The sequence below is a fragment of the Burkholderia sp. MSMB1835 genome, assembly GCF_001526365.1.
Lineage (GTDB): Bacteria > Pseudomonadota > Gammaproteobacteria > Burkholderiales > Burkholderiaceae > Burkholderia.
Genome location: NZ_LOYP01000012.1, coordinates 47,790 through 60,111, shown reverse-complemented (window position 1 = coordinate 60,111; position 12,322 = coordinate 47,790). Strand labels below are relative to the sequence as shown.

At 69.7% G+C, this 12,322-nt stretch carries 8 protein-coding genes; 5 read left to right on the top strand and 3 right to left on the bottom strand.

Annotated features, from left to right (window positions below; translation table 11 throughout):
* The first annotated feature begins 338 nt into the window (after positions 1-338).
* From WS96_RS05725 to nagE, 5 genes are all read left to right on the top strand, one after another.
* On the top strand, positions 339-1,073 hold the full coding sequence (locus tag WS96_RS05725; protein WP_059831153.1) for a GntR family transcriptional regulator: 735 nt from the start codon (positions 339-341) through the stop codon (positions 1,071-1,073).
* A 116-nt stretch (positions 1,074-1,189) separates the two neighbouring features.
* Positions 1,190-2,293, top strand: coding sequence for an N-acetylglucosamine-6-phosphate deacetylase (gene nagA / locus WS96_RS05720; RefSeq protein ID WP_034208765.1), 1,104 nt, complete (start codon positions 1,190-1,192; stop codon positions 2,291-2,293).
* Complete coding sequence (locus WS96_RS05715) at positions 2,286-3,302, top strand: SIS domain-containing protein (protein ID WP_059831152.1); 1,017 nt, start codon at positions 2,286-2,288, stop codon at positions 3,300-3,302. The genes nagA and WS96_RS05715 overlap by 8 nt, the downstream gene beginning before the upstream one ends.
* Before the next feature lie 15 nt (positions 3,303-3,317).
* On the top strand, positions 3,318-5,915 hold the full coding sequence (gene ptsP / locus WS96_RS05710) for a phosphoenolpyruvate--protein phosphotransferase (RefSeq protein ID WP_059831150.1): 2,598 nt from the start codon (positions 3,318-3,320) through the stop codon (positions 5,913-5,915).
* Between the two features lie 83 nt (positions 5,916-5,998).
* Positions 5,999-7,762, top strand: coding sequence for an N-acetylglucosamine-specific PTS transporter subunit IIBC (nagE, locus tag WS96_RS05705; protein ID WP_059831149.1), 1,764 nt, complete (start codon positions 5,999-6,001; stop codon positions 7,760-7,762).
* Positions 7,763-7,921: 159 nt separating this feature from the next.
* Here the strand turns inward: nagE and WS96_RS05700 are convergent, their stop codons facing one another.
* The 3 genes from WS96_RS05700 to cydB form a co-directional block, all read right to left on the bottom strand.
* On the bottom strand, positions 7,922-10,399 hold the full coding sequence (locus tag WS96_RS05700; RefSeq protein WP_059831147.1) for a family 20 glycosylhydrolase: 2,478 nt from the start codon (positions 10,397-10,399) through the stop codon (positions 7,922-7,924).
* A gap of 575 nt (positions 10,400-10,974) precedes the next feature.
* Positions 10,975-11,097, bottom strand: coding sequence for a cytochrome bd-I oxidase subunit CydX (cydX, locus tag WS96_RS05695; RefSeq protein ID WP_059831145.1), 123 nt, complete (start codon positions 11,095-11,097; stop codon positions 10,975-10,977).
* Between the two features lie 61 nt (positions 11,098-11,158).
* Complete coding sequence (cydB, locus tag WS96_RS05690) at positions 11,159-12,295, bottom strand: cytochrome d ubiquinol oxidase subunit II (RefSeq protein ID WP_059831142.1); 1,137 nt, start codon at positions 12,293-12,295, stop codon at positions 11,159-11,161.
* Positions 12,296-12,322: the final 27 nt, after the last annotated feature.

Here is a 12,322-nt window from a genome sequence, read left to right as displayed (position 1 = left end):
CCCTCGAACGGCTCCCCTGATGCGAACCGCCGGCCCCGGCGGCACATCGCCACGCGATGCATACCAGTTGGCTCAATTGGTTCTATTCCGGTCTCATATCCCCTCCCGAAGCACGTCTGAATCCCGCCCGGTAACTGTCCCCTTGCATACCACCTCGGGTAAATCCCTATCCCGCACTGCGTTGTAAACAAAGGCTTTGCCGGCACTAAAACGCTTGCCGTGCAAGGCTTTCGGCGATTTTCGCAGCGCTAATACCAGTTCGTTGACTGGTATTATGATGGTTATATAATGCGTTCACTTTCGACGGTCCGAGATCGTCGTCCGACACGCGGAGGCACATGGAAACCGGCTGGTCCGAACTGGCGCCCGATCCCCTCGACGACACGCCCCTCTATCTGCAGCTCGCCCGCAAGCTGGCGAGCGCGATCCACGCCGGCGCGTGGCGAGCCGGCGAGGCGCTGCCGTCGGAGCGGCTGCTGTCGGTGTCGGTCGGCGTGTCGCGGATCACCGCGCGTCGGGCGCTCGCGCTGCTGGTCGAGCAGGGACTGATCAAGCGGGCGCGCGGCGCGGGCAGCTTCATCACGCCGCGTGTGGCCGATCCGCTGTCGCATCTCGTCGGCTTCACCGCGAAGATGCGGCAGCGCGGCTTCGTGCCCGATTCGGTGTGGCTGTCGCGCACGCTGCGCGCCGCGAGCCGCGACGAGACCACGCATCTCGGCCTCGCGCCCGGCGCGACGGTGGCGCGGCTCGAACGGCTGCGCCGCGCGGACGGCATCGTGATGGCCGTCGAGCATTCGACGCTGCCCGCCGCGGTGGTGCCCGATCCGCAGGTGCTCGGCGCGTCGCTGTACGAATACCTCGAGGCGCGCGGCATGACCGTCGTGCGCGCGCTGCAGCACTTTCGCGCGGCGAACGCGACGCACGCGATCGCGAAATGGATGGCGGTGAAGCCGGGCTCGGCCCTGCTGGTGATCACGCGGATCGGCTACGGCGCCGACCAGCGCGCGATCGAAATGAGCGAAACGTATTGCCGCGACGACTACTACGACTTCGTCGCCGAACTGAAACGCTGACGCGCGAGACTGCCGGCGCACCATGCGCGATGGAACGCAATCGCGCGCGACGAATCGCAACGAATTGGCAAATCACGACGCGGATGCCCGCGTCACCGGATCATCAAGAGAACGTCATGCTGACTGGCAACATCCTCACCCCCGACGGCTGGATTCACGGTTCGCTCGATAGCGAGAACGGCCGCATCACCACGCTCGACGGCGTGCCCGTCGATCCCGCGCAGAACGACGCACCGTACATCCTGCCCGGCTTCATCGACCTGCACGTGCACGGCGGCGGCGGTGCCGACGTGATGGAAGGCGGCGACGCGATCGAAACGATCGTCCGCACGCACGCGCAATTCGGCACGACGAGCCTGCTCGCGACGACGATGACCGCGCCGCGCGACGAACTGATGGAGGTCGTCGCGAACCTCGGCACCGTCGCGCGCAACCGCACGCCGGGCGGTGCGCGCGTGCTCGGCGTGCATCTCGAAGGGCCGTACATCAATCCCGGCAAGCTCGGCGCGCAGCCCGACGCGGCCGTGTCGGCGGCGCTCGACGAGGTGCTGAAGTACCTGTCGATCGCGCCGATCCGCGTCGTCACGCTCGCACCCGAAATCGCGGGCCACATCGAGATCATCGGCGAGATGGCCGCGCGCGGCGTGCGCGTGCAGCTCGGCCACTCGCTCGCGACCTACGACGACGCGGTCGCCGCGCTCAAGCACGGCGCATGCGGCTTCACGCACCTGTTCAACGCGATGTCGCCGCTGCATCACCGCAACCCGGGCCTCGTCGGCGCGGCGCTCGCGCACGCCGAATACGCGGAAATCATTCCCGACCTGCTGCACGTCCACCCGGGCGCGATTCGCGCGGCGCTGCGCGCGATTCCGCGCCTGTACGTCGTGACCGACAGCACGTCCGCCACCGGCATGCCCGACGGCGAATACCGGCTCGGCAGCCAGCACGTGACGAAGTGCCTCGGCGGCGTGCGGCTCGCCGACGGCACGCTCGCCGGCAGCACGCTGACGATGGACCAGGCGCTGCGCAATCTCGTGTCGCTCGGCCTGCCGATCGCCGACGTGTCGAACCGGATGTCGCGCTACGCGGCCGACTACCTCGGCGTCGCCGATCGAGGCCGCCTCGAGCGCGGCGCATGGGCCGACCTCGCGGTGTTCGATCGCGACCTGAACCTCACCGCGACCTATGTCGAAGGAGAATCGATTGTCGAATATGCTTAAGGAAGCGCGCGAGTCCACCCAGGTCGTCGCCGCGCAGATCGCCGACACCGCGCGCGTCGAAGCGCTCGCCGGCCAATTGCTCGATCACCCGCCGGCCGTCGCGCTGACGGTCGCGCGCGGCAGCTCGGATCACGCCGCCAGCTATTTCGCGAGCCTGACGATGAGCCGCCTCGGCGTGCCGGTCGCGTCGCTGCCGATGTCGGTGGCGACGCTGCAGCAGGCGCCGCTGAAGGTGCAGGACCAGCTCGCGATCGCCTTTTCCCAGTCGGGCAAGAGCCCCGATCTCGTCAATACGATGGCCGCGCTGCGCGAAGCCGGCGCACGCACCGTCGCCGCCGTGAACGTGCTGCCGTCGCCGCTCGCCGACGCGTGCGAGCACCAGTTGCCGCTGCTGGCCGGCCCCGAGCTGTCGGTCGCCGCGACCAAGAGCTATATCGCGATGCTGTCGCTGTCCGCGCAGATCGTCGCGTACTGGCAGCGCGACGCCGCGCTGATGACCGCGCTGCGCGGCCTGCCCGACGTGCTCGCGCAGGCCGGCCGGCTCGACTGGTCGCAGGCCGTCGCGGCGCTCGCGGGCATCGAACGGATGATCGTCATCGGCCGCGGCCTGGGCCTCGCGATCGCGCAGGAAGCCGCGCTGAAGCTGAAGGAAACGTCCGGCATCCAGGCCGAGGCGTTCTCGAGCGCCGAAGTCCGTCACGGCCCGATGGAGCTGATCGACCGCGACTATCCGCTGCTCGTGTTCGCGCCGCCCGGGCCCGAGCAGGCCGGCCTGCTGCAACTCGCCGCGGACATGCGCGCACGCGGCGCCGCCGTGTTGCTCGCGGCGCCCGCCGGCACGCCCGGCGTATCGGGCACCGTGCTGCCGCTCGCGCAGTCTGCCCATTCGGCGCTCGACCCGATCGCCGCCATTCTTTCGTTCTACGTGATGGCGGCGGATCTCGCCGTCGCGCGCGGCCGCAATCCCGACACGCCGCGCCACCTGAACAAAGTGACAGAAACGCACTGATAGCCGAGAAAGCCGATGAGACGCGCCGAGGAATCCCAGTTGAAGAGCCCCACCCACGATCAGATCGTTCTGCTCAGCCCGTTGACGGGGCCGATCGTCGCACTGGCCGATGTGCCCGATCCGGTGTTCTCCGGCGGGATGTTCGGCGACGGCATCGGCATCGACCCGCTCGCGGGCCGGCTCGTCGCGCCGTGCGCGGGCGTCGTGTCGCATCTGGCGCGCACCGGCCACGCGGTGACGATCACGACGCCGCAAGGCGCGGAAGTGCTGCTGCACATCGGCATCGATACCGTCGAGCTGAACGGCCAGGGCTTCATCGCGCACGTCGAAGCCGGCGCGCGCGTCGAAGCGGGCGCGCTGTTGATCGAGTTCGACCAGGACGCGGTGGCGCGCCATGCACATTCGCTCGTGTCGGTAATCGCGATCGCGAATTCCGACGCGTTCGAGGTCGTCGATCGCGCGAGCGGTTTCGCGACCGCCGGCGAGACGCCGTTGCTCGCGCTGCGCGGCAAGGGCGACGCCGCCGCGCAGGCGGCGCAGGCGGGTGCTGCCGCGCACAACGAAGTGCGCCGCGCGATCGTGCTCGCGCAGCCGGGCGGGCTGCATGCGCGGCCGGCCGCACGGGCGCGTGAAGCCGTGCGCGGGTTCGACGCGGCCGTCGACGTGCTGTACGACGGCCGCAAGGCGTCGATCGCGAGCGTCGTCGGCCTGCTCGGCCTCGGCGCCGGCGAAGGCGCGACGGTCGAACTGGTCGGACGCGGCGCGCACGCGCAGCAGGCCGTCGACGCGGTCGAGCACGAGCTGCTGCGCGAGGCGCACGGCGAAGTGGAAGAAAAGCCGGCGCGGCTGACATCGCCCGCGCCGCAGACGGTCGCACGCCACACCGGCGCACCGATCGATGGCGCGCCCATCGATCCGAACACGCTCGCCGGCGTATGTGCGTCGCCCGGCATCGCGGTCGGCACGCTGGTGCGTCTCGACGATGCGGACATCGTGCCGCCCGAGCAGGCCACCGGCACGCCGGCTGCGGAAAGCCGCCGGCTCGACCAGGCGTTGAAGGCGGTCGACGCCGAGCTCGGCGAAACGGTGCGCAACGCGTCGGCGCGCGGCGCGGTCGGCGAAGCGGGCATCTTCGCGGTGCATCGCGTGCTGCTCGAGGATCCGACGCTGATCGACGCGGCGCGCGACTTGATCAGTCTCGGCAAGGGCGCGGGCTTCGCGTGGCGCGCGACGATCCGCACGCAGATCGACACGCTGTCGAAGCTCGACGACGCGCTGCTCGCCGAACGCGCGGCCGACCTGCGCGACATCGAGAAACGCGTGCTGCGCGCGCTCGGCCACACGAACGGCGCCGTGCGTGCGCTGCCCGACGAGGCCGTGCTCGCGGCCGACGAGTTCACGCCGTCCGACCTGTCGTCGCTCGATCGCGAGCGCGTGACCGCGCTCGTGATGGCGCGCGGCGGCGCGACGTCGCACGCGGCGATCATCGCGCGGCAGCTCGGCATCCCGGCGCTGGTGGCGGTCGGCGACGCGCTGTACGCGATTCCGGACGGCACGCAGGTCGTCGTCGATGCGAGCGCGGGCCGGCTCGAACACGCACCGACCGCGCTCGACGTCGAGCGCGCGCGGCACGAGCGCCAGCGCCTGGACGGCGTGCGCGAGACGAACCGGCAACGGGCCGGCGAGGCGGCCGCGACGGTCGACGGCCGCGCGATCGAAGTCGCCGCGAACATCGCGACGCTCGACGACGCGAACACCGCGGTCGACAACGGCGCGGACGCGGTCGGGCTGCTGCGCACCGAGCTGATGTTCATCCATCGCCAGGCCGCGCCGACGGTCGCCGAACATCAGCAGAGCTACCAGTCGATCGTCGACGCGCTGCAGGGCCGCACGGCGATCATCCGCACGCTCGACGTCGGCGCGGACAAGGAAGTCGACTACCTGACGCTGCCGCCCGAACCGAACCCGGCGCTCGGCCTGCGCGGCATCCGTCTCGCGCAGGTGCGCCCCGATCTGCTCGACGATCAGTTGCAGGGCCTGCTCGCGGTGAAGCCGTTCGGCGCGGTGCGCATCCTGTTGCCGATGGTGACCGACGCGGGCGAACTCGTGCGGCTGCGCAAGCGCATCGACGAATTCGCGCGCGCGCAGGGCCGCACCGAGCCGATCGAGGTCGGCGTGATGATCGAGGTGCCGTCGGCCGCGCTGCTGGCCGACCAGCTCGCGCAGCACGCGGATTTCCTGTCGATCGGCACCAACGACCTGACCCAGTACACGCTCGCGATGGACCGCTGCCAGGCCGATCTGGCCGCGCAGTCCGACGGCCTGCATCCGGCCGTGCTGCGCCTGATCGACATCGCGGTGCGCGGCGCGGCGAAGCACGGCAAGTGGGTCGGCGTGTGCGGCGCGCTGGGCGGCGATCCGCTCGCGGTGCCGATCCTCGTCGGCCTCGGCGTGACCGAACTGTCGGTCGACCCGGTGTCGGTGCCGGGCATCAAGGCGCGTGTGCGCCGTCTCGATTACCAGTTGTGCCGTCAGCGCGCGCAGGATCTGCTCGCGCTCGATTCGGCACAGGCGGTAAGGGCAGCAAGCCGCGAGGTCTGGCCGCTCGACTGACGTCGACGGGGGGCGCGCGACCCGTTTCACTACGAAAGCAATTAGGTCAACGACGATTGAAGAGACATGGATTGGAGGACTGAATGGACGGGAACCCGTTTCTGAAGATACAGGGCCTGGGTCGGGCGCTGATGCTGCCGATCGCGGTATTGCCGGTCGCCGGCATCCTGCTGCGGCTCGGCCAGCCGGATGTGTTCAACATCAAGATGATCGCCGACGCCGGCGGCGCGATCTTCGACAACCTGCCGCTGCTGTTCGCGATCGGCGTGGCGGTCGGCTTCGCGAAGGACAACAACGGCGTGGCGGCGCTCGCGGGCGCGATCGGTTACCTGATCGAAACCGCGATCATGAAGGACATCGATCCCAAGCTGAACATGGGCGTGCTGTCCGGGATCATCGCGGGCGTGGTCGCGGGCCTGCTGTACAACCGCTACAAGGACATCAAGCTGCCGGACTACCTCGCGTTCTTCGGCGGCAAGCGGTTCGTGCCGATCATCACGGGGCTGGTCTGCGTGATCTTGGGCATCGCGTTCGGGTACGTGTGGCAGCCGATCCAGCATGCGATCGATGCGGCCGGCCAGTGGCTGACGACGGCGGGCGCGATCGGTGCGTTCGTGTTCGGCTTCCTGAACCGTCTGCTGCTCGTCACCGGCCTGCACCACATCATCAACTCGCTTGCGTGGTTCGTGTTCGGCAACTTCACGCCGCCCGCCGGCGGCGAGATCGTGCACGGCGACCTGCATCGCTTCTTCGCGGGCGATCCGACCGCGGGCACCTTCATGGCCGGCTTCTTCCCGATCATGATGTTCGGCCTGCCGGCGGCGTGTCTCGCGATGCTGCACGAAGCGCCGAAGGAGCGCCGAGCGATGGTGGGCGGCCTGCTGTTCTCGATGGCGCTGACGTCGTTCCTGACCGGCGTGACCGAGCCGATCGAGTTCAGCTTCATGTTCCTCGCGCCGGTGCTGTACGTGATCCACGCGGTGCTGACGGGGTTGTCGCTCGCGCTCTGCCAGATTCTCGGCGTGAAGCTCGGCTTCACGTTCTCGGCCGGCGCGATCGACTACGTGCTGAACTACGGGCTGTCGACGAAGGGCTGGATCGCGATTCCGCTCGGCATCGCGTATGGCGCCGCGTACTACGGGCTGTTCCGCTTCTTCATCCGCAAGTTCAACATGGCCACGCCGGGCCGTGAGCCGGCATCGACCGATGCAGCCGCGCAATCGTACGCATCGGGCGGCTTCGTCGCGCCGGGCGCGGCTGCAACGGCTGCCGCGCCGCGCGCGCAACGCTACATCGCCGCGCTCGGCGGGGCGGCCAACCTGTCGGTCGTCGACGCGTGCACGACGCGCCTGCGCCTGACCGTCGTCGATCCGGAGAAGGTATCGGAGCCGGAACTGAAGTCGATCGGCGCACGCGGCGTGCTCAAGCGCGGCGGCAACAGCGTGCAGGTGATCATCGGGCCCGAGGCCGACATCATCGCCGACGAGATGCGTGCCGCGATCGGCGGCGGCGCGACCGGTGCCGTATCGGGGGCAACGGGCGCTGCCGCGCAGCCCGTCACGGGCGCGGCTGCCGGGCCGCTCGATCCGGAGCCGGCCCGCTGGCTCGCGGTGTTCGGTGGGGCGACCAACGTCGCGTCGCTCGAGGCGGTGGCCGCCACGCGCCTGCGCGTGGTCGTGCGCGATCCGTCGGCGGTCGATCGCGAGCGTCTCGGCACGCTCGACGTCGCATGGGTGTCGCTCGACACGTTCCACATCGTCTGCGGCAACGCGGCGGTGCGCTATGCCGAACAGCTCGGCGCGCGCCTGCCGCCGTCGGGCGGCGGCACGGCCGCACAACCGGCGTGATGCGGTGAAGCCGGCCTGATCGATCCGCGCGGCGGATTCGGGCCGGCGGTCAAAAAAGCACGGCTTGCGACGTACGCGTCGCAAGCCGTTTTTCTTTTTGGGGCGGGCGATGCGCGATGCGTTTGCCCGCATCGCGCATCGCCGGATGCTTTCAGCCGTTCACGGATTCGTCAGCGTGAACGTCGGCTTCCGGTAGCCGACGCCGGCGCGGTCGAGCTTCGGCAATTCGCGTTGCGTGAGCAGCGTCGCGAAGCCGGCCCAGTCGCGCTGCAGCGCGGCGATGTCGACATGGTGCGTGTCGCCGCGCTTGAAGCGCACGCCGGCCGCATACGGCAGCTCCCAGTCGGCCCGGTGCCACGCGCGCTCGGCGAGCGCGAGCAGCCGCGGATAGGCCATGTATTCGAGGAAGGTGTCGTTGCGCATCACTTCGCCCCACGCCTGGCCTTGCATGCCTTCGATGCGCGGCGCGGCGCCCGTGCCCGTCACCTCGAACGGGTTGCCGTCGCGGTCGCCCATCACCTCGGCGTTCTGCGGCAGGTTCTCCGGCGCGAACGAGAACACCTTGTACTCGTCGGTTGCGTGCGAGCCCCAGTAGTAGCCGCGCTCGCGCGGATTGAGCGTGTACGGGAAGTCGAAGTACAGATAGTCGGGCAGCGCGAGCACCGTCAGGTAGCCCTTGCCGCTCAGGTCGCGCGCGCTGTCCGACGCCCCCCAGAAGACCGTGTCCCACAGCGACACCATCACGTGGCGCGTGCTGAAATCCTGCGGCCCGTTCGCATGCTTGATGCCGTCCTGCCACGCGGCCATCGTGCCGATCCCGTTCGCGTCGACCGCCGCGCTCACCTGTTTCGCGAAACGCGTCGGCAACTCGTCGATCGACTTGATCTCGCCGCGCTGGAGCAGCGCCGTGCACGCGGGCGACCGCGCCCACGGCTTGTCCTGCGCGGCCAGATCGATGCGCCCCTTGTTCGGGTCGGTGCCGTTCAGCGGCTGGAAGCCGCCGCCGAGGAAGATGTTCTTCGCTTCGTCGCCGCCGTAGTGCCAGGTCTGCAGCGGCGCTTGCGCGTCCGCGTGCATCGCCGCGATCTCGCGGATCACCTTCGACGCGAAGTTGAGCGCGCCCGGCACGCACGGGTTCAGATCGCTGCGCCGGTCGTAGAACTGCACCGTCGTCAGGTTCGTCGTGTCCTGCGGGTCGAGCAGCCGATACGCGTTCGCTTCCTGCTCGCGGCCGGCCGCATGCAGCCGCCGGTAGCGCGCCTCCATCGTCACGACGGCCGCCCGTGCATGCGCTGGCATGTCGATCTCGGGGATGATCTGCACGAAGCGCGCGGCCGCGTAGCGCACGAGCGCCACGTAGTCGTCGCGCGTCAGGTAGCCGCCGCCGGAGCGGTTGTCGGGGCCGGAGCCGAGCTGCGGCAGCAGGCAGCGCGTCTCGCTCGGGTCGTGGCAGCGGCGTGCGCCGATCTCGGTCAGCTCGGGCAGGCCGGGAATCTCGATGCGCCAGCCTTCGTCGTCGGACAGATGCAGGTGCAGGCGGTTGAGCTTGTACGCGCTCATCTGGTCGATCAGGCGACGCAGCGTCGCCGGATGCTTGAAGTTGCGCGCGAGATCGACGTGCATGCCGCGATGCGTGAAGCGCGGCGCGTCCTCGACGAGCATCGCCGGGATCGGGCCGCCGCCGGCCGGCGCGAGCGAGTAGAGCGTCTGCACGCCGTAGTAGAGGCCCGCACGATCGTAGCCTTCGATCAGCACGCCGCGCGGCCCGATCGCGAGCCGGTAGCCGCCCGGTGTCGCGAGGTCGGCCGGCAGCCGGCGCGGCGCGAGCGTGCCGCGAACCGGCACGCGCGCGCCGTCGAGCCCGAGCGTCGTCGCACGCTCGCGCAGCGCCGCGACCTGGGCGTCCGGCAGGTCCGGCAGCGAGAGTTCGACGCCGCGCAGATCGAGCGTGCCGGGCAGCGGCTGTTCGCGCTTCACGCTCGGCAGCGCGCGGCCCGGATCGGGGCGGGCGGCCACCGGCGGCGCGTTGCCGGTCGAGTTGTTCTGCGCGTCGGCCGGCAGCGATTCGACGTAGCGCAGTTCGTTGTCGGTGTCGTCGTAGCGCAGCACGGCCGGCGGCGCGCCGTCGACGACGACATACGGGCGCGGAATCACGTCGCTGTAACGCAGCAGCCAGTATTCGGCGACGAACGGCAGCTCGATGCGCTCGCCGGGCGCGAGCCGCACCGAGCCCGGCTGCGGCGTCAGTTCGTACAGGTCGCCGGTGAGCCGCCGCAGCGCGAAGCCCGGACGATCGATCCGCAGCAGGCGGCGGATGCTGTGCAGGTAGAGCCTCCAGCCGCCGTCGGCGATCGCCTGGTGGCCGCGGTTCTGCAGGATCAGGCGGCCCGTCGCGCAGGCGGCGCCGTCGGCGCCGAGATCGGCGCACGGCACGCCGGCCGCGGCCGCGTGGTTGTTGTCGACAGCCACGCGCAGCGCGAGGCCGTCCGACAGCAGCGCCGCGAGACCAGCCGCCTGGGCGGCGCCGGTGCTCGCGCCGGCGACGGCCGACGCCGGCGTCGACGCCGCCGAGATCGCGGCCGGCGACAGCACCGCGATCAGCAGACCGGCAATGAGGGAGGGCAAGGTAGATTTCATTCGAACTCCTGAGAAAAAGGGGGCGTAGCGGCGTCGTGACGCGACGTCGCTGCGAGCGGGTCTTTCAGTGGAGCTGCGGGCGATACCAGCACGCGGGGCGATGCGGGTGCCCCGCGCGCATTCGGCACGCGGGAGCGTGCGTTACGGAACGGGAGGCGGGCATGCGTGCCGATCGGACCGGCGCGGCGGCGGGCGCGGATTCATCGGCGGCAGCCGGCAATCGCCACGCCGGCGAGGCGGCGGCAGCCGGCGGCATTCGTCCGGCCGCGCACGGTCGCGACGACGGCGCGCACCCTCGCGCACGGACGTCGACACGGCGCGCAGGCGCACGCCCTACACGGAATTCGCATGTCTCCCCCACCCGGAAGGAATCGGCCTGTCAGCGGCCGTGTCCAACGATCTTATGAAACCTTTTATTGGTATTCAAGTGGTATCAATCTGGCGCTAAATTGGCATCGACGTACGGCGCCTGCCCGCGCGGCCGGGACGAAAAAAAACCTCGCGCGAAGCGAGGTTCTTTCCTTTCCGGACGGCGGCGGCGCGCTCGGCCGCGCGCGTGTCGCGCGTCGATGCCGTCAGGCGCGGCGCGCGCGCGCCGGCGCTTCCTGCGGCTTCTGCCGCGCTTCGAGCCACATCGCGTTGACGATGCCGAACGACAGCGCGACGCCGATACCGAGAATCCAGCTGAAATACCACATGATCCGACTCCTTGCGAAACGGTGGGCGAGGGCGCCTGCACGCCCCGCCCGGTTCAATGCATCAATACATCGAGTGCTTGTTCTCTTCGAGCGTCTGGTGCGTGACCTTGCCGCGCATCACGCGATACACCCAGCTCGTGTAGAGCAGGATGATCGGCAGGAACACGATCACCGCGAACAGCATCACCTGCAGCGTCATGTGGCTCGACGTCGAATCCCACACGGTCAGGCTGCTGCGCGGGTCGAGCGACGACGGCATGATGAACGGGAACATCGAGAAGCCCGCGGTCAGGATCACGCCGACGATCATCAGGCCGGTGCAGAAGAACGCCGTCTTTTCCTGCTTCGAGCCGGCGAGCAGCAGCGCGAGCACGCCGCCGGCGATGCCGGCGACCGGCGCCGCGATCATCCACGGATATTCGCCGTAGTTCGCGAGCCACAGGCCCGAACCGGCGGCGACGTCCTTGAGCAGCGGGTTCGCGACGGTGTCGGTCGGCGCGGCATGGGTGATGTGGAAGCCGCCGATATAAGAGGCCACCAGCACGCCGGCCAGCACGAACAGCACGACCGCGAGCAACGACGCGACGCGTAGCGCGATCGACGCGCGGCGCGCGATCGCGCCGTCGGTCTTCATCTTGATGAACGCGGCGCCGTGCGCGACGAGCATCGTGAGGCTGACGAGCCCGCACAGCAGCGCGAACGGGTTCAGCAGCGCCCAGAAGCCGCCGTAGTAGGTCACGCGCAGGTCGCTGTCGAACTTGAACGGCACGCCCTGCAGCAGGTTGCCGAACGCGACGCCGAACACCAGCGCCGGCACGAAGCCGCCGACGAACAGGCCCCAGTCCCAGCCCGCGCGCCAGCGCGGGTCGGGCCGCTTGCTGCGGTAGTCGAAGCCCACCGGCCTGAAGAACAGCGCGAACAGCACCAGCAGCATCGCGAAGTAGAAGCCGGAGAACGACGCCGCGTAGACGAGCGGCCACGCGGCGAACATCGCGCCGCCGGCCGTGATCAGCCACACCTGGTTGCCCTCCCACGTCGCGCCGACGGTGTTGATGATGATGCGGCGCTCCTCGTCGGTCTTGCCGAGGAACGGCAGCAGCGCGGTCGCGCCCATGTCGAAGCCGTCGGTGACGGCAAAGCCGATCAGCAGCACGCCGACGAGCAGCCACCAGATCAGCTTGAGAGTTGCATAGTCCATAGCGATTCCTTGTTCCGTTGCGAGGGC